This window comes from Rhodoferax sp. GW821-FHT02C08, from assembly GCF_059421805.1.
Genome location: NZ_JBWKVR010000002.1, coordinates 333,005 through 357,018 on the forward strand (window position 1 = coordinate 333,005; position 24,014 = coordinate 357,018).

Annotated in this window: 20 protein-coding genes; 4 read left to right on the forward strand and 16 right to left on the reverse strand. The window is 62.2% G+C overall.

Annotated features, from left to right (window positions below; translation table 11 throughout):
• Positions 1-5 precede the first annotated feature (5 nt).
• The 7 genes from AC07VY_RS03805 to AC07VY_RS03835 all read right to left on the reverse strand — a co-directional run bounded on the left by AC07VY_RS03805 (position 6) and on the right by AC07VY_RS03835 (position 9,817).
• On the reverse strand, positions 6-2,828 hold the full coding sequence (locus AC07VY_RS03805; RefSeq protein ID WP_495096358.1) for an ATP-binding protein: 2,823 nt from the start codon (positions 2,826-2,828) through the stop codon (positions 6-8).
• A 4-nt stretch (positions 2,829-2,832) separates the two neighbouring features.
• Positions 2,833-3,513 (reverse strand): hypothetical protein, encoded by a 681-nt coding sequence (locus AC07VY_RS03810; protein WP_495096359.1) that lies wholly within the window; start codon positions 3,511-3,513, stop codon positions 2,833-2,835.
• Positions 3,510-4,844 (reverse strand): hypothetical protein, encoded by a 1,335-nt coding sequence (locus AC07VY_RS03815; RefSeq protein ID WP_495096360.1) that lies wholly within the window; start codon positions 4,842-4,844, stop codon positions 3,510-3,512. Before AC07VY_RS03815 ends, AC07VY_RS03810 begins: the two co-directional genes overlap by 4 nt.
• 2 nt (positions 4,845-4,846) lie before the next feature.
• Positions 4,847-5,557: a 16S rRNA (uracil(1498)-N(3))-methyltransferase gene (locus AC07VY_RS03820; protein WP_495096361.1), complete on the reverse strand. Its 711-nt coding sequence runs from the start codon at positions 5,555-5,557 to the stop codon at positions 4,847-4,849.
• A 213-nt stretch (positions 5,558-5,770) separates the two neighbouring features.
• Positions 5,771-7,576, reverse strand: a complete 1,806-nt coding sequence (locus tag AC07VY_RS03825; RefSeq protein WP_495096362.1) for an ATP-binding protein — start codon at positions 7,574-7,576, stop codon at positions 5,771-5,773.
• A complete protein-coding gene (locus tag AC07VY_RS03830; RefSeq protein WP_495075823.1) occupies positions 7,503-8,639 on the reverse strand; it encodes an ABC transporter substrate-binding protein in 1,137 nt (378 codons plus the stop codon). The genes AC07VY_RS03825 and AC07VY_RS03830 overlap by 74 nt, the downstream gene beginning before the upstream one ends.
• Before the next feature lie 89 nt (positions 8,640-8,728).
• Positions 8,729-9,817, reverse strand: a complete 1,089-nt coding sequence (locus tag AC07VY_RS03835) for an aminoglycoside phosphotransferase family protein (protein WP_495096363.1) — start codon at positions 9,815-9,817, stop codon at positions 8,729-8,731.
• Positions 9,818-9,904: 87 nt separating this feature from the next.
• On the opposite strand from AC07VY_RS03835, the gene AC07VY_RS03840 reads away from it, so the two are divergent.
• From AC07VY_RS03840 to rsmA, 3 genes are all read left to right on the forward strand, one after another.
• A complete protein-coding gene (locus tag AC07VY_RS03840; protein ID WP_495096364.1) occupies positions 9,905-12,292 on the forward strand; it encodes an LPS-assembly protein LptD in 2,388 nt (795 codons plus the stop codon).
• A gap of 72 nt (positions 12,293-12,364) precedes the next feature.
• The gene (locus AC07VY_RS03845; RefSeq protein WP_495096365.1) at positions 12,365-13,750 is read left to right on the forward strand and encodes a peptidylprolyl isomerase; all 1,386 of its coding nucleotides are present in this window, start codon (positions 12,365-12,367) and stop codon (positions 13,748-13,750) included.
• A gap of 13 nt (positions 13,751-13,763) precedes the next feature.
• Entirely contained in the window at positions 13,764-14,555 is a 792-nt protein-coding gene (rsmA, locus tag AC07VY_RS03850; protein ID WP_495096366.1) for a 16S rRNA (adenine(1518)-N(6)/adenine(1519)-N(6))-dimethyltransferase RsmA, read from the forward strand.
• A gap of 70 nt (positions 14,556-14,625) precedes the next feature.
• Here the strand turns inward: rsmA and AC07VY_RS03855 are convergent, their stop codons facing one another.
• The 9 genes from AC07VY_RS03855 to AC07VY_RS03895 all read right to left on the reverse strand — a co-directional run bounded on the left by AC07VY_RS03855 (position 14,626) and on the right by AC07VY_RS03895 (position 21,705).
• Positions 14,626-14,832: a hypothetical protein gene (locus AC07VY_RS03855; RefSeq protein ID WP_490591848.1), complete on the reverse strand. Its 207-nt coding sequence runs from the start codon at positions 14,830-14,832 to the stop codon at positions 14,626-14,628.
• A complete protein-coding gene (locus AC07VY_RS03860) occupies positions 14,811-15,233 on the reverse strand; it encodes a barstar family protein (protein WP_490591847.1) in 423 nt (140 codons plus the stop codon). The genes AC07VY_RS03855 and AC07VY_RS03860 overlap by 22 nt, the downstream gene beginning before the upstream one ends.
• Positions 15,234-15,280: 47 nt before the next feature.
• Positions 15,281-15,685, reverse strand: coding sequence for a guanyl-specific ribonuclease (locus AC07VY_RS03865; protein WP_495096367.1), 405 nt, complete (start codon positions 15,683-15,685; stop codon positions 15,281-15,283).
• Positions 15,686-15,843: 158 nt separating this feature from the next.
• Positions 15,844-18,177 carry an NADP-dependent malic enzyme gene (locus AC07VY_RS03870; RefSeq protein WP_495075550.1) on the reverse strand — a complete coding sequence of 778 codons (2,334 nt, stop codon included), beginning with the start codon at positions 18,175-18,177 and terminating at the stop codon, positions 15,844-15,846.
• Between the two features lie 121 nt (positions 18,178-18,298).
• A complete protein-coding gene (gene infA / locus AC07VY_RS03875) occupies positions 18,299-18,550 on the reverse strand; it encodes a translation initiation factor IF-1 (protein ID WP_092757223.1) in 252 nt (83 codons plus the stop codon).
• Between the two features lie 48 nt (positions 18,551-18,598).
• Entirely contained in the window at positions 18,599-18,844 is a 246-nt protein-coding gene (locus AC07VY_RS03880; RefSeq protein ID WP_495111281.1) for a hypothetical protein, read from the reverse strand.
• 288 nt (positions 18,845-19,132) lie between these two features.
• A complete protein-coding gene (locus AC07VY_RS03885; RefSeq protein WP_495096369.1) occupies positions 19,133-20,518 on the reverse strand; it encodes an aminopeptidase P N-terminal domain-containing protein in 1,386 nt (461 codons plus the stop codon).
• A gap of 11 nt (positions 20,519-20,529) precedes the next feature.
• Positions 20,530-21,258 (reverse strand): N-acetylmuramate alpha-1-phosphate uridylyltransferase MurU, encoded by a 729-nt coding sequence (gene murU, locus AC07VY_RS03890; protein WP_495111280.1) that lies wholly within the window; start codon positions 21,256-21,258, stop codon positions 20,530-20,532.
• Positions 21,259-21,330: 72 nt separating this feature from the next.
• On the reverse strand, positions 21,331-21,705 hold the full coding sequence (locus AC07VY_RS03895) for a tautomerase family protein (protein ID WP_495096371.1): 375 nt from the start codon (positions 21,703-21,705) through the stop codon (positions 21,331-21,333).
• 243 nt (positions 21,706-21,948) lie between these two features.
• On the opposite strand from AC07VY_RS03895, the gene tkt reads away from it, so the two are divergent.
• On the forward strand, positions 21,949-23,952 hold the full coding sequence (gene tkt, locus AC07VY_RS03900; RefSeq protein ID WP_495096411.1) for a transketolase: 2,004 nt from the start codon (positions 21,949-21,951) through the stop codon (positions 23,950-23,952).
• Positions 23,953-24,014: the final 62 nt, after the last annotated feature.

Consider the following 24,014-nt stretch of genomic DNA (forward strand, 5'->3'; position numbering starts at 1 on the left):
AAGTATTACACCGGAGCCGGAATCCCCCGCCGCTTGGCCACCGCGATTGGCGGTGCCCATTTGGCGTTCTTTGGCTTTTTGCTGGTGATCAGGGTGATCTCGGCGGGCTCGAAGACTTCCAGGTTGTGGGTGATGGGCGTGGTCAGCACGTACTGCGCCTGGGTGGAGCGCAGGAAGTGGCCGACCAACTGGATGTTGCGCACGTCCAGGTGGGCAAACGGTTCGTCGATGAAGACAAAGCCGCCGGAGGCGGTTTCGTCGTCCTTCAGCAGGGCCACCAGCAGGATCAGCGACTTGATGACCTGCTGGCCACCCGAGGCCTCGCCGTCGTTCATGCCGATACTGCCCTTGCCGTCGAAGTTGAAGTGCACCTTCAGGCCGGCCTGGGCCAGCACGGTGTCGCTGTTTTCCAGCGCAGGCAAGTCGGCATTCACGGCCACGCCGGCGAGCTCGCCGAGTTCCTGGATGTTCTTGCGGTAGCGGCGCACGGTGGTGCGCAGCACCTCGATATAGCTCTCGCGGGCGTTGTGCACGGCAATGGCGGCCTGCGCATTCTTGGCCTGGTGGTCGCCCAGGTTCAGGCCCTGCTCGCGCACCAGCACCTCCATGCGGCGGTAGCGTTCTTCCACCGTGGCGTCTTTTTCCCAGGTGTCGAGTTGCAATTCCTCGTGCACCGACTGCAGGCGCAGGCGGGCTTGCGTGTCGTTCTGGTAATTCTTCACCAGGGACTGCAGCAACTCGGGCGTACGCCACTGCGGCGGTATCTGGCCGCGCCGGGTATTGGAGTTGTCCACATCCACGGTCAGCTGCTTGCGGCGCTGCGCCAGCTCGGCGATCAGACGGTCGGCCTCCTGGTGCTTCTGGCGCAGGGTCTGCTCGGTCTGGCGGTACTGGGTATCGATCTGCTGGTACTGGGTCTTGGCGTCGCCATAGGCCTTGTCCAAGGTCTGCCAGTGCTGGGCTGCGGCGATGCGGGCCTGCTTGGCGCCAGGCCAGGCTTCACGGGCGGCGGCGAACTCTTCGCTGCGGCGGGCCAGCTCTTCGGCGGCGCTATGGCCTTCCAGCGATTTCTGGATGTCTTTGACTTGGCGTTTGACGGCCATCAGCTCCTGCGTCAGCGGGCCGAGCTCGCCGTCCAGGCGGCGCAGGTCGCGCTCCAGGCCGTCGCGGCGGGCGACCAGGGCGGCGGCACCGAACTGGTGGTCGCGCGGCTCCACCCACACCGAGCGCGCACCGCGCCCGTCAAAGCTATAGGCCTGCGGGGTGATCCAGCTGCCACTGGTCTTGCGGCCCTCGGCCGGGTTGTCCACGCAGCGCAGGTTTTGCAGCTGCTGGATCAGCCAGCGCGGCAGCTTGGCATCGAACTTCGTCTGCGCCAGCAGCGATTGCGCGTCAGCCGTCGGCACCGGGTCGCCGGGGGCGGTGATGTAGTGGCGGTAGCGGTCGGCGCTGGCGATGGTATCGACCTGGGCCAGGTCGTCATTTTTCTCCAGCAGCACCATCCAGCGCAGCGGGCGCAGCACGCCTTCGACCGCGGCGCGCCAGTATTCGTCGCGCACCTCGACCACCTCGGCCAGGAAGCTGTGGCCGATCTTGGCGGCCTGCAGACGCTGGCGCAGCCGCCGGGCGTCTTCCGGGTGGGGAGGAGTGTTTTGACCTTCCAGCGCAGACAATGCCTGCGCAACCAGCTCTCTTTTTTGTAGCACAGCGCTGTGCTTGGCCTGTAGCGCGGCCTGCTGGCTGTGCAGGGTGTTGAGGTGGGCGTTCAGCGCCTCGGCGTCGCTTTCCTTGTCCACCAGGGCCAGCAGCTCGGTTTCGCGCTTGACCAGATCTTCCAGCGGACGCTCCAGGTCGCGGCAGCTTTCGCGCTGCACATTGGCCGCATCGCGCTCGCGCAGCAGGCGGGCTTCATTGTCTTCGGCCTGACTGCGTTGCTCCAATAAAGAGAGCAGCTTGTCATTATCCTGCTTGCGCTGGGCGATGTTTTGGCTTGCATGCTGGCGCTGGCGGCGCTGCTCGCGGCTGCGCTCGGTGAGCTTCTGGCGCTGGATATGCCATTCCAGCACCGGCACCACCTCGGTGGCTAGGCGCTCGTGCTCCTGCACCTTGTGCTGCCAGTTCTGGTAGTTGCTGACGCGGCTTTGCAGCTCGGCCAGCTGGGCCTTGCTGTGGTCCAGCTCGTGGCTGGCCTGCTCCATCTCGCGCGCCAGCTGCTGCTGGTGTTCGCGGGCAGTGTCGTAGTGGTTCAGCACCTCCTGGTCGCCAAACACGTCGAACACCAGGCGCAGCAGCTCGCGCGGGCTGAATTCACACAACCGGTCGGTCTGTCCCTGCTCCAGCGACAGCACCTTGGCAATCGCGGGCGACAGACCGGCGGCCGACAGGGTTTTGCCCCAGGCCTCTATGCCCATGGTGGCAAGCTCTTTCTCGGGTTTTTCGCTGAGCTGCTCGATGCTGACGTCGCCTTCCAGCACCATGTAGCGGCGCTGCCAATCGCCACCGTTGCGTTCGATGCGACAAGCCAGGGTGACCTGGTCGCTGTACAGCAGGCGCTTAGCAAACGGGCGGCTGCTGGTCTGGCGGTTGTGCGGGCGGTTGTCCACCACGGCGCGCAGCCAGGCTACGTTGGCACCGGCGTGGCGGGCGTAGGTTTTGAAGTCGCGCGGCGACGAGCATTTCAGGCCCAGCAGGGTGCGCAGTGCGTCCAGCAGGGTGGTCTTGCCCGAGCCGTTGGGGCCGGCGATGGTAATGATGGACGCGTCCAGCGGCAGGCTGACGCGTTGGCAGTAGTCCCAGTGGACCAGCTCAAGGCTTTGCAGATGGAACATGGGCTCAGTCTTCGGTAGGGTTTTCGGCAGCCAGCTGGGCTTCAGCGGCCAGGCGGGCGGCTTGCTCGCGGGCCAGCACGTCGGCCAGGGCGCCGTCCAGGATGCGCGGGGCCATGATGTCGTAGTCCAGCAGCACGTCAAGCAGCGGGCCTTCGGCGATGTCGTCTTGCCGGCGCAGGATGAAGCCGTGGCGCTCCAGCAGCTTCAGGTTGCCGTCGAGCCGGGTCTTTTTGCCCAGCTGCGTGCCGTAGTCTTCCAGCAGGGCTTTGTACGACAGCACCGGGCTGACATCGCGCACCGGTGGCAGCGGCTTGCTGCTGGCGAACATGTCGTTCTGCGTCTCGGCGACCGGGGCGCGGCTGGTCTGGCGTTCGCGCTTGGGCAGGATGATCAGCGCCCACAGCACGACCAGCAGAGCCTGGCCGTCGCGCGGCAGCTCCAGGTTGTTGTTGGCGTTCAGGCCGGCCTCGCCCATCACAGTGCTTTGCGCGGCAGGCAGCAGAGCCAGGCTGACGTGTTCGGCGTAGATGTTGTCCATCCAGCGCAGGCCGATGTCGGCCAGACGCTGTTCCACCTGGGCAAACAGCTCGGCGTTGACCAGGGCTTTGCGGACGCGGGGGTGGGTGCGCGGCAGGCTGCGGCGGGCCAGCAGCTCGGCAACCAGCAGGGCGGCTTCGTCGGTCATGGGGAGGTCTTCTCAATAGATTCGTTCGGGGGCAGCACCGGGTGCAGCGCGCCGGCGCTGACCTGGGCCAGCACGGGGTGCTGCAGGTCCAGCAACTCGGTACTCCATTCCACGCGCCAGGGCTGGCGCGCCAGATCACCGGTGGCACCGGGCAGCAGGCAGGCCTGGGCGTCGCCCAGCAGCGGCAGCAGTTGGGCCTTGTAGGCCACCTCGGCATAGGCGGCTTCAAGAGGCTCGGCACCCAGCAAGGCCTGGACGGCGGTGCGTGGCTCGCTGCCGTCGGTGTTCCAGCTGGCCAGCAGCTCGGACAGATCGGCCAGCGCCTGCGGCAGGGCCACGGCGCTGAGTTCGCCAAGCGGCGCGGCCTGGGATACCGGCAGGGCATCGGGTAGGGCCAGCGTGGGGCGGTCGCGTTCAAATTCTGCTTCGGTCACATCCAGCAATTCATGGGGGGCAAGCATGACGGGCGCGACCGGGCAGGCCAGCGCGTCCTGCAGCAAATGTTCGGGGGCGGCAACGGTCTGCAGCCAGCGTTTCACGTCGGTGCTGGTAATACCGGTGGTGCCCAGGGTGACGCGCTGGCGGTCCACCTGTTGCAGCGCGCGGTTGAACTGGCTGGCCATGGCCAACAGCCGGCTCTGCGCCTGGCCCAGCGCCCGGGCGGCGCGCTCCATCACCACATGGCCGTGGGCGTGGCTGATGATGGCGGTGATGGCGGTGGAGGCCTTGTCGATCAAGCGCGCGGCGCGGTCGTAGCGTTTGCGCGCCTCACGCAGGCGGAATTCGGAGCCGCTGGCAATCGCGTCCTCGAACTCGGCATGCAGGCGGCCCAGCTGGGCTTGCAGCATCTGCACCTGGGCGGCGTCCAGCGTGCCGAGCTGGTCGGCGCCGACCACCTGGCTCAGCAAGCTGGCCAGGTCGCCGTCTTCGCCATCGGCGGGCGGTGCGGTATTCAGCACGCCCAGCATGGCGGACAGTTGCTGTGCCAGCGGGGTCAGGCTGGTGCGGCGCTGGGTTTCGTCCCACAGCAGCAGGCCGGTGTCGCGGAAACGTTTGAACACGGTGTCCAGCGCTTCCGGGCGCACGGCGTGGAACAGCTCGTTGATGTCATCACGGCTCAGGCTGGCTTCGCTCTGGCCCAGCAGGCCCATGAAGACCCACAGGCGCAGGCGCACCAGACCGGCCGGGCCGTGGAACAGGGCGCGCAGAGCGTCGATCAGCGCGCCCTGGGCATCGATGCGGAAGGCCAGCAGGGATTCGGCTGCAAAGTCAGCATCACGGAAGTAATCCGACAGCGTGGTGTCGCTGTCGGGGAGCGTCGTGTCGTCCATCGTCAGAACTGGAGTTGGGCCAGCGCGGCCAGGGGCGCGGTCTCGGCGCGCAGCACGCGGTTGGCCAGGGTCACCGGCTGGTAGCCACGGGCGATGGCCGCGTCTTCCTCAGCGGGGCTGAGGCCGCCCTCGGGGCCGCTGAGGAAGTGGATGGGGCCGCTGGCGGGCACTGCCTGAACTGCAGTTGCCAGCGGCTGGCTGCCAGGCCGCAGCGACAGCAGCAGCCCGGCGTCGGCCGTGGCCACCCAGTCGGCAAAGCTGCGCACGGGGTAGACCTCGGGTACGCGATTGCGGCCGGATTGCTCGCAGGCGGCTACGCCCACGGCAAACCAGTGGGCACGCTTTTTGTCGGCGCGTTCACCGTTCAAGCGCAGCACGCTGCGTTCGGCCACCAGGGGCTGGATGCTGACCACCCCGAGCTCGGCAGCTTTCTCGACCAGCCAGTCCATGCGGTCATTGGCGGGCATGGCCAGCACGATGTGCACAGCGCGCGCGGCTTCGCGTTCCACCGGGTCGTGGCTGGCGACCGTCACGGCCACGTCGCTGCGGCCCATGCGTTCAATCACGGCTTCAAACTCGCCGCCCTGGCCGTTGAACAGGGTGATGCTCTGGCCGGGCTGCATGCGCAGCACCTGCACATGGCGGGCCGGGCCGGCGGGTAAATCAAGAACAGCCCCGGTCGCCAAAGGGGCAGGGCAGTAAAAACGGGGCATACAGGTAAACGCTATTATTTATGTAGCTATAAAGCTCTATTGGATGTTCGGGAATGCCATTTTCAATGGCGAGTTCAAATACCAGAAACTGGCGCAAAAAACTTGGCGTGGGCAGCGCCCCTCAGACCCCGAGGATTGGGTTTGTAGCGGCTTGCATGTTGCGAGAGGGGGTAATTATGCGGTTTCCCGGTCTGGCGCTGGCGCGGCCCTTGTTCACACCACTTCCGAATGTGCTTCCGCCCGTGCGGAAACGGCATTCCGCGGTAGCAGCACCTTGAAGGTGGCGCCTTTTCCGGGCTGGCTTGTCACTTCAATCTGTCCACCATGCCGGCTGACGATGCCGTAGGAGATAGAGAGGCCTAGACCGGTGCCCGTGCCAACAGGCTTGGTGGTGAAGAAGGGGTCGAAAATGCGGTCCAGATGCTCAGGAGGTATGCCGTTGCCCGTGTCCTGTATCTCGACCCAGACATTTTCGGCATCCTGGCCGGTGCGCAAGGTAATGCGGCCGTGCTCTTCGATCGCCTGTCCGGCGTTGATCAGCAGATTCATGAACACCTGGTTGATTTGCGAGGGGATGCACTCGATTTCCGGGATGGCGCCGTATTCCTTGACCACCTCGGCCTTATCCTTGAGCGCGCTCCACACCACGTTCAATGTGCTGTCCAGGCCAGATTCCAGGTTAGCCCATTGTTTATCTGTCTCGTCCACATGGGAGAAGTCCCGCAGATCCTGCACGATGCGTTTGACCCGCTGCAAACCGTTCACCGATTCGGCCATGAGACTACCCACATCTTCACGCAAATAGACGATGTCGACCTCCTGCTTCAAGTTGTACATGGTCTTTTGGGTGGCGGGGCTCAACTCCTTCTCGCCCTGTTCGTATGCAGCCAGAATTTTGAAAATATCCTCCACATAGCCTTGCAGGGTGCCCAGGTTTGAGTTCACGAAAGCGATGGGATTATTGATTTCGTGCGCCACGCCAGCAGCGAGCTGCCCAATAGAGGCCAATTTTTCCGATTGCAGCAACTGGCTATGGGCTTGCGCAAGCTTGCGGATGAGTTCTTCTTGCCGGGCTTTTTCGACCAGCAGCGCAGCGTTGGCCAAGGCCAGTTGTTGGCGGTCCTCCTGGAACTGCTCAACGGCGCGCGCCATGGCTCCAATCTCATCACTGCCTTGTACTGGAACGACAAACCGTCCCTCGCCCACCTCGGTTTTGCGCAGACTTTTGCTAACCAATTGCAGACGCGCCAGCACATGTTTGCCAAGAAAACTTTGCGCTACCAGCCAAGCCAGCAACAAGCTGGCTGACAGTAATACCGTGACCCAGCGCTGATTCTTCTGGGAGGTTTCTGCCAATGCCAGCATGGCATTTCGGTAGTCCTGCGTGACGCGGTCAGATTGGGCCTGGGTTGTTTCCACCATCTGACCCGCTTGATTGCGCAGTTCCGTGTGGAACTGTTGGTCTGCTTCGGCGCTGGTTTTAGGTGGTGCTTGCCCAGTAGTTTGCAGCTTGCTTTCTTGCAATTGCCCAACGATATTCACGGTATTGCGAAACAACTGGCTGGACTCGTGCAAGTCAAGTACGCCAAGATCGTCGTCGGCCGCGGCGAGACGGTCTATGGTGTGGTCGAACAACTCCAGCTGCTTGAGAACATCGGCATAGCTCTCGCGCATCTCGTCGACAGATTCAGCAGCGGTCAATTGGTAGGCTTCGCGCTCGATGAGCAAGGTGCGCCTGACGAGGTCTTGCGCATCCCGCATCTGCACCAGACGCTTTTCGGCCAATAACTGGGTGGCATTGGTATTGACGCGCAAGGCATACACAGCAGTCACACCGCCCGCCAAAACCAGCAGCGCCAGTGCTGAAAGGGCCAGTATGAACTGGTTGCGCAGAGACCGGGGTAGCCGTAAGTGCATATTCAGCAATAAATTCCGGCGTGTGTTCTTAACGTTTCCAGATGCGCCGGTAGATGTTGCGGTAACCGTTGTCAGGGTCGTATTGGCGCTGTGCGCCGCCATCAAAGGCGATGTTGTCGGCCGTGACCAAATGCACAGGAACGATATAGCCGCTGACCGGCTGTCGAGCCAACAGGCGATTCAATTCGTCCACCAGCTGCCAGCCATGGAGATTCAGTGGTTCGGAGACCGTGCCGGTCTGGAACGTGCCTGCCCGGATGCGCAGGAAGGCGGCGGCGCTGCCATCGCCAGCAGAAAGCATGTTGACACTTTTGCTGGATTTTCCGGCATTGGTCAGCTCTGGCGCGGCATAGTCAAAATAAATATCGTTGATGGCCAGCGCATGGGTCCACTGCGTGCCATAGCGTTTGAGCAGGTCTTGCGTCGCGGCAGGCATCAATTCGGCACTTTTGGAAATCGCTACGTCCTTGATTTCCAGCAAGCGACAGCCCTTGCAGGCACGTATGACATCCGCCATGGCATTGGACTTGGCCATGGCGATTTCGAAGTTGCTATCGGTGAAGACCACTACACTTGCCCGCCCCTCGGACGCGACTACCGCCGCCATGGCAGTGATACGCGCCACATCCAGCGGGTTGGTGGATACGTTCATGGCGATCGGACTGCCGACAATCGGGCCGGCATTGGGGCCAACATGCCAGCCCACCATAGGCACTTTACGTTCTTCAAATGGGGCCAGTTGGGCTTGAATTTCTTTGACATCGATGCCGACCAGGATGACGCCATCCGGCTTCAAAGCCAGCGCTGAGGAAAGAGCCTTGGCGCGCCCTGCAGGTGTTCCTCCCGCGTCGTAAATCTTGGTGTTCCAGCCGATTGTTTTTGCGGCTTCCTGGATACCCTTGCCGACGCCGAGAATACCCCCATTGCGCAGATCTTCACTGACTATCGCCACGGTGGCCCCTGCGTACGCAACCGGACCGGATTCGGGTCCGTTCCAGGGAGCACCGTGCTTGCTTGCATCGGCAACCAACTGTCGCATGGCGTCCAAGCTCTGCTCCACAGCTGCCGCTGGCTTGCTCGGCGGGGGGGCTGACTGTGCGTATACCGGAAGCGCTACCACCAGACAGAAACCTAAGACCGAACACATCCGGGTACCGTATGCCATAGTCGAAGCTCCGTGAAAAATTGCTACCACTTTATACATGCGAATCGCCAAAGGCACCATGTATAAAGTAGCGCCAAACCAGTCGCTGGCTACATCCTTCCGTAGGCAAAACCCGTAGTCGCCTGTGTGCCTTCGATTTTGTCGACAAGGCGAAGCAAAGGCGTCAGCTCTCGGTAACGGCCGGCGGTGGCGCGGATGTAAGCGATGAAACGGGGCGTATCGGCCAGATATTTGGGCTTGCCATCGCGCAGGGTCAGGCGGGCGAAAATGCCGGCTACCTTCAGGTGGCGCTGCAGACCCATCCATTCCACGCTGCGGTAGAAGGCGCCGAAGTCGTCGCCCACTGGCAGGCCGGCCTTGCGCGCCTTTTGCCAGTAGCGGATGGTGACGTCCAGCACAAAGTCTTCTTCCCAGCTGTGGAAAGCGTCGCGCGTCAGGCAGGCGATGTCGTAGGTGATGGGGCCGTAGAGCGCGTCCTGGAAGTCCAGTACGCCCAATTTCTCGCCACCGACCATGAGGTTACGCGGCATGAAGTCGCGGTGCACATAGACGCTGGGTATGTCCAGGTTGTTGGCGACGATCTGGGCGAATACCTTGTCCAGCGTGGCGCGCTGGCTGTCGTCCAGGGTGATGCCGCGGTGCTGGGCGATGTACCAGTCGGGGAACAGCGCCAGTTCGCGCTGCAGCACGGCCGCGTCGTACACCGGCAGCACGCTGGGCTGGGAGGCCAGCTGCAGCGTCACCAGGGTGTCGATCGCCTGGGTGAACAGGCCGGCAGCTGGCGGGGGCGTGTCGGACTGCAGGGCCTGCAGCATGGTCTGCGTGCCCAGGTCGCTGAGCAGCATGAAGCCCTGGGCCTGGTCCCAGGCCAGCACCTCGGGCACGCGCAGGCCGGCCTGGGCAAACAGGCTGGCGATGCGCACAAAGGGCTCACAGTTTTCCTTGTCGGGCGGCGCGTCCATGACGATGCAGCTGCCGTGGGCGCTTTGCAAACGAAAGTAACGGCGAAAACCGGCATCGGCTGCAGCCAGCTGCAGGGTCTGCGCTTGCAGCTGGTGGGGGCCAGCGATCTGCTCCAGCCAGGCATGGAAGGCGCTTGCGCGCGCGGCATCAGCCCAAATGATGGGACCGGAATCGGGTAAAGAAGCGGGAGACGCTGGAGTGGAGGTAGGGCTCATGGATAATCCATTCTACAAATCCGGCTTATCTGGATAGCTGGCCCGCCTCTGTGTACAACCTTTTCGCCCGACCGATCCACCTCTTTCATGCCTGCCCTGATGCCTGAATTCCAGCGCAGCACCCGCCGCGGCCGCTTTACCCTGACGCCTGTGGCACTTGTCGCCGCCGTGCTGTGTTCGGCCACGGCACGCGCCGAGGACGCCCAACCGCCCCTGGTCCTGAAGTCTACGCCCCTGCTGCAGGAGCAGATTCCCCAAGAGATGCGGGAGCAGATGCCCAGCTTCTTCTCTGGCGACCACACTCTGGGCCGGCCCGACCTGGACACCGTGATCGATGGCAATGCCGAGATGCGCAAAGGCGATATGGTGCTGAAGGCCGACCGGGTGGAGTACTACCAGCCCGACGATCTGGTCAAGGCGCGCGGCAATGTGCGCATCAACCGCGCTGGCAATATCTACGAAGGCCCGGCGCTGGAGCTGAAGGTGGATTCGTTCGAGGGCTTTTTCGTCCAGCCGCACTACCAGTTCATCAAGAACGGCGCTTATGGCGAGGCCGACCGCGCCGATTTCGTGGACGACAACCGCATGGTGCTGCAAAACGCCACCTACAGTACCTGCCGCCGCCAACCCGGCCCGAGCTGGCTGCCCGACTGGATACTGCGCGCCACTTCAATCAGCATAGATACCGAGGAAGAAGTCGGCGTGGCCGATGGCGCGGTGCTGCGCTTCAAGGACGTGCCCATACTGGCATTCCCAGCCATGAGCTTTCCGCTGACGGACAAGCGCAAATCGGGCTTTTTGCCGCCCAGCATAGGTTTGGACAGCACCAACGGCGCGGAGCTGACGGTTCCCTACTACTGGAACATCGCGCCCAACCGCGACGCCACCATCACCCCCACGGTGATGACCAGCCGGGGCGTAAATCTGGACGGCGAGTTCCGTTACCTGGAGCCGGAATACAAGGGTCAAGTCAAGGCCAATTACCTGCCCGGTGACAAGCTACGCGGCGAATCCCGTTGGGGCATTGCTGCGACGCATTCGGGAACCGTCCAGACCGGAATTTCCGGTATCGGCGGCTTAGGCTTAAACGTGGCATTGAACCGGGTCAGTGACGATAACTACTGGACCGACTTTGGCAGCTCGTCTACCACGCTGACGCAGCGCCTGCTGTCCAATGACGCAACCCTGAGTTGGGCCAAAGACAATTTCAGCGCCAGCGTGCGCACGCTGAAATGGCAAACCCTGCAGAGCACCAGTTCAATCATTGTTCCGCCCTACGACCGGCTGCCCGAACTCAACGCCAAATACTCACGTTACGACGTGGGCGGCATAGATGCATCGCTGGAAACCGACTACACCGAGTTCTCGGCGGACCGCACGCTGACCGGGCAACCCAATGCCAAGCGTGGCTATGCGCTGGGACAGATCAGCCGCCCCTGGGTGGCGCCAGGCTGGTTTGTGACGCCCAAGGTCCAGCTGCATGCCACCAGCTACCAGTTTGACGAAGCCTTGAGCAATGGCGCCACCTCGGCCAGCAGCACAGTTCCGACCTTCAGCCTGGACAGCGGCCTGGTGTTCGAGCGCTCCGCCAATTTCTGGGGCAAGGCCCTCACCCAGACCCTGGAGCCGCGCGCGTTCTATGTGAACACGCCCTATCGCGACCAGAGTATGTTGCCGGTCTACGACACCGGTCTGAACGACTTCAACTTCGCTACGGTCTATACCGAAAACTCGTTTTCCGGAAATGACCGCATTGCCGACAACAATCTGCTGACCCTGGGTGTGACCACCCGCTTCCTGGAGCCCGACACCAGCGAAGAGCTGGCCCGTTTCAGCTTCGCCCAGAGGCTTCGCTTCAAGGACCAGAATGTGACGCTGCCCGGTGGCACGACCGTGACCGACCGTTGGAGCGACTTCCTGGTCGGCACCCAGCTGAACTGGGACAAGCGTTGGGCTTTCGACACCACCATCCAGTACAACCCGCAAACCGGGCGATCTGAACGCTCCACCATCGGCGGGCGCTGGAATCCGGGCGACTTCCGCGTCATCAGCGCCAATTACCGGTACCAACGCGATTCCACGTCAACGGCCACCGATGGCAGCGAACAGATCGACCTGGGCTGGCAATGGCCGATCAGCGATTTGTGGAACGGCAAGAACAGCTCCGGACAGACTGAGGGGCGCTGGTACAGCGTGGGTCGCCTGAACTACAGCATGTATGACCGCAAGATGGTCAACGCGGTCATGGGCTTTGAATATGATGCCGGCTGCTGGGTTGGCCGCGTGGTGCTGGACAGAACCCAGACCAGCACCACTACATCCACCCAGAAAATTTCCTTCCAGCTGGAGTTTGTCGGCTTTACACGCCTGGGCGTTGGCAACAACCCCTTGTCGGTCCTGAAGGAAAACATCCCCCGTTACCAGTATCTGCGCGAGCAGATCACCACCCCCAGCCGCTTCAGCCAATACGACTAACCACCGACCTGCACCAGCAGAGGAAGGCCACGCCTTCTCCGCGAAGCAAGTCCACTCACTTCCACCCCAACCATGAACCACCGTTTATTTCGCACGACGCTCCTGGGCTTGGCGGCACTGGCGGCCTTGTCCGTATCTGCCCAAGGCCTGCGCCCTGCGTCGCCATCCGGCACCGGATTGACCGGCAGCAGCAGCGTCCCCCTGACGGCCCGTGCACCCGAAGGCCCCCGTCAGGCCGATTTCATTGTTGCTGTGGTGAACTCTGAGCCCATTACCAATAACGAAGTCCGCGCCCGGGTGGGCCGCGCCTTGCAGCAGATGTCGCAACAAGGTGAAGCTACCAACCCAACACCCGAACTGGTCCGTCAGGTATTGGAACGGTTGATCGTTGAAAAAGCCCAGCTGCAGCTGGCGCGCGAAACCGGTGTAAAGGTCGATGATGCGGCCGTTGACGCGGCAGAAGAAAACGTGGCACGCCAAAACCAGCTAAGCGTGACCGAGCTGCGCCGCCGCCTGGTGCAGGACGGCATGGTCCCCACCCAGTTCCGCGAGGAGCTGCGCAACCAGATCCTGATCACCCGTCTGCGCGACCGCGAACTGGACAGCCGCCAGCGCGTGAGCGACGCCGAGGTGGACCAATACCTGCGTGACCAGCAAGGCAAAACCGACGCGTCGGCCCTGGAGCTCAATCTGGGTATGGTGCTGGTGGAAGTACCTGAAAACGCAACTCCCGAACAAGTCGCAACACTGCAGGCCAAGGCCGAAAAAATCCGCGAACGTGCGCTGGCAGGCGAAGACTTCGCCGCCCTGGCCCGCGAACTGTCGGACGCCCCTGACCATGCCAAGAACAGTGGCGTACTCGGCCTGCGCAGTGCAGACCGCTACCCGGAGCTGTTCGTCAACGCAGTGCAAGGCCTGGATACCGGCGCCATCAGCCCGGTGCTGCGCTCTGGCGCAGGGCTCCACGTGCTCAAGGTGCTCGACAAGCGCCAGGGTGGCGTGGCCACGGCCGTCGTCCAGCAACATGCCCGACACATCCTGCTGCGCACCGGCCCACGGCTGACCGAGGCCGCAGCCCTTGAACGCCTGAACGACTTCAAGAGACGTATCCAGAACAAGCAGGCCGATTTTGCCCAGCTGGCCAAGGAAAACTCAGCCGATGGCAGCGCCGCACAGGGTGGCGACCTGGGCTGGGCCAGTCCCGGCCAATTCGTGCCGGAATTTGAAGAGGTGCTCAACAACCTGACGCCCGGCCAGATTGCCCCGCCCTTTGTGTCCCGCTTTGGCGTGCACCTAGTGCAGCTGCTGGAACGCCGCACCGCCACACTGTCGCAGCGTGAACAGCGCGAAATGGTCCGTGGCCTAGTGCGCGAGAAGAAATTGGATGAGGCCTACGCCCGCTGGATCGACGAGCTGCGCTCACGCGCCTATGTCGAATACCGCGAATCCCCGCAATGACATTGAATACGCCGTGAAGCACATCCCCCGTAAACGCTTCGGCCAGCATTTCCTGTCCGACAACGGCATCATCGACGCCATCGTCGATGCGATTGCCCCCCAGCCTGGCGACAATATGGTGGAGATCGGCCCCGGCCTGGCGGCATTGACCCAGCCCCTGGTTGAACGACTGGGCCACCTGACGGTGGTGGAGCTGGACCGCGATCTGGCCCAGCGCCTGCGCCAGCACCCCCAGCTGACGGTGGTGGAATCTGATGTATTGAAAGTGGACTTCACGCAGTTTCTACCAGCACCAACAGCTACTGATTCCATAGCAAGTCCAGCGAAGAAAGTCAGGGTAGTCGGCAACTTACCCTACAACATCTCCACCCCCATCCTGTTCCACCTGCTGGATGCGGTCCATGTCGTCGAAGACCAGCACTTCATGCTGCAAAAAGAAGTCATCGACCGCATGGTGGCGCGTCCCAGCACCGCCGCCTATGGCCGCCTCAGCGTCATGTTGCAATGGCGCTACGCGATGGAAAACGTGCTGTTTGTACCACCCGAATCCTTCGATCCGCCACCGCGCGTAGACAGCGCCGTGGTGCGCATGGTGCCCCTGACCAAGCCCGCATCTGTGGACGTGCAGTTGCTGAGTGAGATCGTTCAGGTGGCGTTCAGCCAGCGCCGCAAAATCATGCGCCACACCCTGGGACAATGGCTGGAAACCAAGGCCTTCAGCGGCAGCTTCGACGTCAAACGCCGCGCCGAAGAAGTCCCGGTGGAGGAATATGTGACACTGGCAAGCAGCCTGGCACACACATAAAAAAGCCCGTCATAGACGGGCTTTTTTGATGAAAGCGACTGCAGCTTACAGCATGCAATGCGCCTCCGAATCAGGCTGCGGCCAGCCAGTAACCCGCATTAAACGGGCTGCTCATACGCAAGGCCAAAGGCGATACATCTACCAACTTGTCGGTAGGCATCTTCTCGCCGGATTCACTGTTCAATTCAATGCCCGAGACGGCATCGCTGCCTGCCTCGTTCGCCCGTTCTGCTTGGCTGTTTTGTGCAGAACGGGCTACAGAAAAGAATAGAAGCATCGGAACGGAATCTTCCGGTCCCCCCAATAGTCTGCGGCATCGCGGAAGATGTCGAGCAGTTGCTCACGGGCTTCCTTGTCAAACTTGGCGTGCGCAGGAATTTGCTCCAGCACCACCACAAATCCAGGTTGTGGGCCCGATTTATGCAACGGGTCTGTCATGCAGTCGTACAGCGCATCAAAATTCTTGCCGAAATGGGTCGGAAAGGTGAACTGCTGGGCGATCATGTCCAACACATCCTGCTTGCTCTGGGCGTTCGCCAGGTTCGCGTACAGAAAATGCTGGCCCAGACCCAAAGCAGCATCTTGCAAATCTTGCACCCTGAAGGCACGAATAGACTGCACGATATTGGTTCTTACATTGCGAAGAGGCATATCCGTCTCCGCTTTCTTTTCAATCATCTAATTTACCCCGGCTTCAAAATTCTGAGGGAGCAGCCTCTTACGCTCTATTCGACAATGCGACGAAAGCTGGCGTAATGGTCACTGGTATAAAAACATGCATCTGGCGTTCTGGCAGGCCCGCCACAAACAATTCGCTTAGCACCCCGGTTACCGGCACCCACCGTTTTCACGGTGTACTCCCGGTAATATCCACGCTTCTGGAGCGGCAAAATACGTTCACGGTTCCCAAAGACCACGCCATCCTTATCAAAAGGAAACGGACCGCCCAGCTTGATCAGCGCATATGTTGCCTGGCCTTGCGAGGGCAGTGCCGAGAGTCCGATGACCTCACCAATTTCCTGCGGAGCAGCCTGACGCGCATGCCCCAATGGGGTGCACAAGACAGAAACAGCCAACAGCAGGAAAGCAAAAACACGCCTGCATGCAGAGCCACGGACATTTAGAACCATGCGGGAATAAGCCTTTGGAGAACTTCGGGTTAACCCGTAAATTTCAAGGCGTAAGTGTGCCGTATGTGCACCAAAAAAGCAAGGGGCTGCCCAAAATTTGGGCAGCCCCTCACAAGTCTTTACACCAACAAAGTTAGCACTTGCTGGCGAATTAGGCTTTATCGAACCACGTTAGCGTCGGCTACCGTCAAAGCCGTCATATTCACGATACGGCGCACAGTGGTGCTGGCGGTCAGAATATGCACGGGTTTAGCCGCTCCCAGCAGCACGGGGCCAATCGCAATATTGCCGCCCGCCGCCATTTTCAACAGGTTGTAGGCAATATTGGCCGCATCGATATTCGGGAATACCAGCAAGTTGGCGTCACCTACCAGCGGGCTGTTCGGCATAGTAGCGGCGCGGGCTGCACCATCCAGCGCGATATCGCCGTGCATTTCACCGTCCACCTCCAGCCATGGAGCCTCTGTCTGCAAAAGCTCCAGAACACGGCGCATCTTGACCGCGCTGGGTTGATTACTTTGGCCGTAGTTGCTATGCGATAACAACGCAGCTTTGGGTTTGAGACCAAAGCGCAACATTTCTTCGGCCGCCATGACCGTGATCTCCGTCAACTCTTCCGCCGTGGGGTCGTAGTTGACGTGGGTATCCACCAGGAACACCTGGCGGCCCGGCAGCATCAGGCCGTTCATGCAGGCATAGATGGGCACATCTTGTGGAGTGCTGGGGCAACCGCCTGCGCGCTTGCCGATCACCTGGTCGATGTAGTGCAAATGGATGGAGGTGTGGCCCCAGGTGCCACAAATCATGCCATCCACTTCGCCCTTGTGCAGCAGCATGCTGCCAATCAGCGTCAAGCGACGGCGCATTTCGATTTTGGCCATTTGTGCCGTCACGCCCTTGCGTTCGGTCATGCGGTGGTAGGTCTGCCAGAAATCGCGGTAACGGTGGTCTTGCTCGACGTTCACCACGTCGTAGTCCAGTTCTTCGCGCAGACGCAGGCCAAATTTCTTGATCCGCTCGGCGATCACGGCCGGACGCCCGATCAGCGTGGGGCGAGCCAGACCTTCGTCCACCACGATCTGGGCGGCCCGCAACACGCGCTCTTCTTCACCTTCGGCGTAGCAGACGCGTTTCTTGGCTGCATTTTTGGCCGCGTCATAGATCGGCTTCATGGTCGTGCCGGAAGCGTAGACAAAGCTTTGCAGCCGATTGCGGTAGGCGTCCATGTCCTCAATGGGACGCAGAGCCACGCCGCTGTCTGCAGCGGCCTTGGCAACGGCAGGCGCAATCTTGATCATCAGCCGCGGATCAAACGGCTTGGGGATGATGTATTCGGGGCCAAACGCCAGCTGTTCGCCGGCATAGGCGGCGGCCACCACTTCGCTTTGCTCGGCCTGGGCCAACTCGGCAATCGCATGCACGGCGGCAATTTCCATCTCCAACGTGATGGTGGAGGCACCCGCATCCAAAGCACCTCGGAAGATGTAGGGGAAGCACAAGACGTTGTTGACTTGGTTCGGGTAATCGGTGCGACCGGTGGCGATGATGGCATCGCTGCGCACAGACTTCACGTCTTCAGGGGTAATTTCGGGGTTGGGGTTGGCCAACGCAAAAATCACAGGCTTGGCCGCCATCTTGGCAACCATTTCTTTTTTCAGCACACCACCAGCCGACAGTCCCAGGAACACATCGGCTCCTTCGATGATCTCAGACAGAGTGCGCGCCGAAGTGTTCTGGGCGTAGATGATCTTGTCTTCATCCATCAGCTCGGTACGGCCCTCATAGACCACGCCGGCCAAGTCGGTCACGTAAATGTTTTCGCGGCGTATGCCCAGCTTGACCAGCAAGCCCAGGCAGGCCAGTGCAGCAGCACCGGCGCCAGAGGTCACCAGCTTAACGTCTTTGGGGTCTTTGCCGACCACCTTCAGGCCGTTTAGCAGGGCCGCGCCCACGCAGATCGCCGTGCCGTGCTGGTCGTCATGGAACACGGGGATCTTCATGCGTTCGCGCAGCTTGCGCTCGACGTAGAAGCAGTCCGGGGCCTTGATATCTTCGAGGTTGATGCCGCCGAAGGTGGGCTCCAGCGAGGCGATGATGTCCACCAGCTTGTCGAGGTCGTGCTTTTCATCGATTTCGATGTCGAACACGTCGATGCCGGCGAACTTCTTGAACAGCACGCCCTTGCCCTCCATCACCGGCTTGGACGCCAGTGGCCCTATGTCGCCCAGACCCAGCACGGCCGTACCGTTGCTGATCACGGCGACCAGGTTGCCCCGGCTGGTGTACTTGAACGCGTTGTTCGGGTCCTTGACGATTTCCTCGCAAGGAGCTGCCACACCGGGCGAGTAGGCCAGCGCCAGATCATGCTGGTTGACCAACTGCTTGGTCGCCGCAATGGCTATTTTTCCGGGGCTAGGAAACTGGTGGTATTCAAGGGCTGCACGCCGTAACTCAGCGCGTTTTTCTTCGGCATTCACCGTGGTATTGCTCATCTGGCGTCTCCTGCCATGGCCGCCGACTGGAAATATGCCGGGCAGTCACTGTGTCAAAGGGACTGCGATTGTAGGGGCCGTCCAACGACGGCCTCCGTACGGGGTTTTGCGTACGCCGGTATCAGGCGAAACGCGTAGACGTCGGAGCGCGGCCGGCAATGTGACGGAAGGTGATGCGGCCCTTGGACAAATCGTAAGGCGACAGTTCCAGCGACACATGGTCACCCGCCAGGATACGAATGTGGTTCTTGCGCATCTTGCCGGCGGTGTAAGCGATGAGTACGTGGCCGTTTTCCAGCGTCACGCGAAAGCGCGAGTCGGGCAAGACTTCGGACACAAGGCCCTTCATTTCGATCAGTTCTTCTTTTGCCATGGATAAATTCCTTGAGGATGAGACAGTATCTAAGTAACTAACTAATTTTTAGGCGTGTGCGGCGCTCGGATTGGCGTGGCGCGCACGCACCCACTGCAAACCTTGCTCAACTGCGTATTGTGTCGCGGTTGTGGCATCGTCGAACAGGGCCACGAAACGCATGACGCGGTCGTGCGAGCCATTACGGATCGACACGGAGGAGCCAAAACGGCCATCGGCCTGTTCACGGGTCAGCGGCGAGAGCAAATATTTGCCGGCAGCAATCGAATTATTTTTATTCATTATGGAAAACAAGGCGGCCTTACTAATGGGCGCGCCAGAAATACGTCTTGTCACACTGCGGGTTTTAGACCGGCTTCCGATGGAATTGCACTGGAGGCAGGTCTTGCGCAGCACCCGGTGGGGAGGGGTTTTGCGCGCAAAGCACTTGGAGCCCTGGGTCCGCACAGCATGACAGGGTGCGGACAAACTCGGGGGTGCAGGCTCGGCGTGGTGGTGCGATGTGTTGGGTTGCATCGCGGAGCTCCATGGCGAAGCCCATCTACCGAGATCACCATTATAGCGTAGAGCCGTAAAAGCTGCTTAATCCCGCATCAGAGCCTCGATCGCGTCTGGATCCACCGGTACGCCGCGGCTAATCAGTTCGCAGCCGGTGGCGGTGACGATGGCATCGTCCTCGATGCGGATGCCGATGTTGTGGAAGGCCTCGGGCACGCCGGGCGCGGGGCGCACATAGATGCCGGGCTCGATGGTCAGCGCCATGCCGGGTTGCAGGATGCGACTCGGCCGGTTGGTGATGGTCTCGCCGCTCAGCGGGTCCTTGCGCTGGCTGCTGGCGCCGACTTCCGACGCCTCCACATAGCTGCCGCAGTCGTGCACATCCATGCCGATCCAGTGGCCAGTGCGGTGCATGTAGTAGGCAAAGTAGGCGCGGCTGGCGATCACGTCGTCCACGGTGCCGACCTTGTTCTTGTCCAGCAGGCCTACGTCCAGCATGCCCTGGGCCAGCACTTTCACGGTGGCGTCATGCGGGTCGGTGAAGCGGGCGCCGGGCTTGGTGGCGGCGACGGCCGCATCCTGGCTGGCCAGCACCAGCTCGTACAGCGTGCGCTGCGGGCCGCTGAACTTGCCGTTGGCCGGGAAGGTGCGGGTGATGTCGCTGGCATAGCCGTCCAGCTCGCAGCCGGCGTCGATCAGCACCAGCTCGCCGTCGCGCACCGGGGCCTTGTCGGCGCGGTAGTGCAGCACGCAGGCATTCGCGCCGGCGGCAACGATGGAGCCATAGGCCGGGTACTGCGAGCCCTGGCGGCGGAACTCGTGCAGCAGTTCGGCGTCCAGGTGGTACTCAAACACGTGCTGGCCGGCGCGCAGCATGCGGGCCGACAGCTGCATGGCGCGGATGTGGGCGCCGGCGCTGATCTGTGCGGCGCGGCGCATGGTGTCCTGCTCGCTGGCGTCCTTGAACATGCGCATCTCGTCCAGCACGCTGCACAGGTCGCGCTGGGTATCCGGGCACAGGGCGCCGTAGCGGACCCGCGCGCGCACCTTGTTCAACCAGCCATCGACACGGCCTTCCAGCCCCTTGTGGGTGGCGAACGGGGTCCAGACGGCACTGCGGTTTTCCAGCAGGCGCGGCAGTTGGGTGTCCAGGTCTGCTACGGAAAATGCAGCATCCACCGCAAGCGCTGCGGGCGCTGCGTCCGGCCCGAGCCGGAAACCGTCCCAGATTTCGCGCTCCAGGTCCTTCGGCGCGCAGAACAGGGTGGACTGGCCTTCGCCGGTCACGACCAGCCAGGCATTCGGCTCGGTGAAGCCGGTCAGGTAGTAGAAATAGCTGTCGGCACGGTACAGAAAGTCGCTGTCGCGGTTGCGCTGCTGCTCGGGCGCGGTGGGGACGATGGCGATGCCGCCGGGACCGATTTCACGGGCCAGTTGGGCGCGGCGTTGGGCGTAGATGTGGGTGCTCATGGTGTGTCGCTTCAGTGGAGTTCGGCCAGTTGTTCGGGGGTGCCCACGTTGTGCCAGGGGCCGTCAAAACGGGATGCGGTGATGCGCTGCTGGCGTATCGCGTCAAACAGCAGCGGGCCCAGCGCGGCCTTGCTGCCCAGGGGCACGGCGCGGCACAGTTCGGCGCGCACCAGGGCCAGGCTGCTATAGGTCCAGCGCTGGCCGTCGGGGCCGGGGCCGTCCAGCGCCAGACCGTTGTCGGCAATGCCGAAGTCGCCGCGCGGGTGGTAGGGTGGGTTAGGCACCATCCACAGCTGGGCCAGGGCGCTGCTGCGGGCGAAGTCATTGGCGGCACTGGCGTCATAGCGGAAGCTTGGCGCATAAATATCGCCGGCCACCACCCAGAAAGCATCTCCCAGCTGCGGCAACGCCTTGCGGATACCACCGGCGGTTTCCAGCGCACCGCCGTGGTCGCGGCCTTCCATGGAATAGCTGATCTGCAGGCCCCAGCGCGAGCCATCGCCCAGCGCGGCGGGGATCTGCTCTTCCAGCCAGGCGGTGTTGATGACGACGTAGCGCACACCAGCTGCCGCCAGCGCTTCCAGGTGCCAGACGATCAGCGGTTTGCCTTGTACGGGCAGCAGCGGCTTGGGCGTGTGGTCGGTCAGCGGGCGCATGCGCTCGCCGCGGCCTGCGGCGAGCACGATGGCATGGGTAATCAGGGGGTGGGCGGGCATGGTGTGGATTATCGGGCGGGTCATGCTAGGGCTGCATTTGCTATTGAATAAATAGCTGCTGCCGCAGATGGTTATTGCGCTAGCGGCCTAAAAGGCTTAAGCCTTGGGTGTGGTGTCTGAGGCCGGTACACCCAGCACGCACCAGCTTTCCTTGGGTGGCTCGGTCAGCACCACCAACACGTCCAGCGGCGCAACGCCGAGTGTGCCCAAGCGCTGCACGATGCCCTGGTACAGCGTGCGCTTGGCGTCGATGCTGCGGCCGGGGAACATCATCACTTCGACCAGGGTGTAGTTTTCGGTCTTGCCGGGTGCCACCCAAAAGTGCTCGGGGCGGTGCTCGATGTAGCGCACCTGGCGGTCGTCTTCCGGCACTTTCAGGGCTTCGCGCATGGACAGGTAGACCGCCTCCATCAGCGCGGCAACTTCGGCAGCAGGACGGCTGCGGCGGACTTCAATTTTGGCAAGCGGCATGGCGGTTATGGGGTGTGGGCGAGGGGTTGTCTATTGTGCTGTCTTTGCCGCACCCGCTCCGGGTTACCAGGGCAGCACAAGGCGCAAGGTGTCAGCCCCGTAAAATAACGGGCTTACCAAAATATCCACCCCGAACTTTCTCCGGAGCTGACCTCGATGGCCGACACCCCCCTGAACGAAAACACCCCCGAAGTGGCGGTTCTTCCTGCTGCGGCTCCGGCTGCTGCAAAGCCCACCACCGCCATGGCCAACGCCATCCGCGCGCTGGCCATGGACGCGGTGCAACAGGCCAACTCCGGCCACCCCGGCGCGCCCATGGGCATGGCCGACATGGCTGTCGCCCTGTGGGACGAGCACCTGCAGCACAACCCCAAGAACCCGAACTGGCTGAACCGCGACCGCTTCATCCTGTCCAACGGCCACGGCTCCATGCTGCTGTACGCGCTGCTGCACCTGACCGGCTACAAGCTGCCAATAGCTGAGCTGAAGAACTTCCGCCAGCTGCACAGCAAGACCCCAGGCCACCCCGAATTCGGCTACACGCCTGGTGTGGAAACCACCACCGGCCCTCTGGGCCAAGGCATCACCAATGCCGTTGGCTTTGCCCTGGCGGAGAAGCTGCTGGCGCAAGAGTTCAACCGCGAAGGCCATGCCATCGTCGACCATCACACCTACGCCTTCCTGGGCGACGGTTGCCTGATGGAAGGCATCAGCCACGAAGCCGCGGCCCTGGCCGGCGCCTGGAAGCTGAACAAGCTGGTCGCGCTGTACGACGACAACGGCATCTCCATCGACGGCCAGGTCGCGCCCTGGTTCATCGACAACAGCGCGCTGCGCTTTGTGGCCTACGGCTGGAACGTGCTGGGCCCGATCGACGGCCACGACACCGCCGCCGTGTCGCAAGCCATCGCCGATGCCAAGAAGTCGGCCGACAAGCCCACGCTGATCATCTGCAAGACCCACATCGGCAAGGGCAGCCCGAACCGTGCCAACACCTCCAAGGCGCACGGCGAACCGCTGGGCGCCGAGGAAATCAAGCTGACCCGCGAAGTGCTGAACTGGCCTTACGCCCCGTTCACCATTCCCAAGGACATCGCTGCCGCCTGGGACGCCAAGAGCGCCGGCGCCGCCCGCGAAGCCGCCTGGAACACCCAGTTCGCTGCGTACAAGGCCGCCTTCCCCGCCGAAGCCAAGGAACTGCTGCGCCGCATGAAGGGCGATCTACCAAAGAACTTTGCCCAGACCGCCGTGGACACCGTGATCGGCGCCCACACCAAGGGCGAAACCGTGGCCTCCCGCAAGGCATCGCAGCTGGCGCTGGAAGCCTTCACCGCAGCCCTGCCTGAACTGCTGGGCGGTTCGGCCGATTTGACCGGTTCGAACCTGACCAACACCAAGAGCACGCCCAGCCTGCGTTTCGACAGCCACACCGGCGTCGGCAACGGTGGCCGCCACATCAACTACGGCGTGCGCGAATTCGGCATGGCCGCCATCATGAACGGCGTGGCCCTGCACGGCGGTTTCATCCCCTACGGCGGTACCTTCCTGACCTTCAGCGACTACAGCCGCAATGCCATCCGCATGGCCGCGCTGATGAAGCTGCGCGTGGTGCACGTGTTCACCCACGACTCCATCGGTCTGGGCGAAGACGGTCCGACGCACCAGTCGGTCGAGCACGCCGCCAGCCTGCGCCTGATCCCGAACCTGGACGTCTGGCGTCCGGGCGACACGGCCGAAACCGCCGTGGCCTGGGCCGTGGCGCTGGAAAACAAGAACCGTCCTTCGGCCCTGCTGCTGAGCCGCCAGAACATCGCCTACGCCGCCAAGGCGGACCTGGGCGAGATCAGCCGCGGTGCCTATGTGCTGTCCGAACCCGCCGCCGTTGGCATCAAGAAGAAGGCCCAGGCCGTCATCATCGCCACCGGCTCCGAAGTGCAATTGGCAATCGCTGCCCAGGCCCTGCTTGCTACCAAAGGCATAGCTGTCCGCGTAGTCTCTATGCCCAGCAACACGGTATTTGACCGCCAATCCGAAGCCTATAAAACCGAAGTGCTGCCGGCCAATCTGCCGCGCATCGCTGTCGAAATGGGCGTCACCGACGGCTGGTGGAAATACGGCTGCGCAGCCGTCGTCGGCCTGGACACCTACGGCGAATCGGCCCCCGCACCAGTGCTGTTCAAGCACTTCGGCTTCACCTCCGAGAACGTGGCGATGACGGTCGAAAAAGTCCTGCGTAAGAAGAAGTAAACGGCGTAGGCCCGGTGCACACCGGGCCTACCATCGCTGGGTTGAGATTTAACTACTGGAGA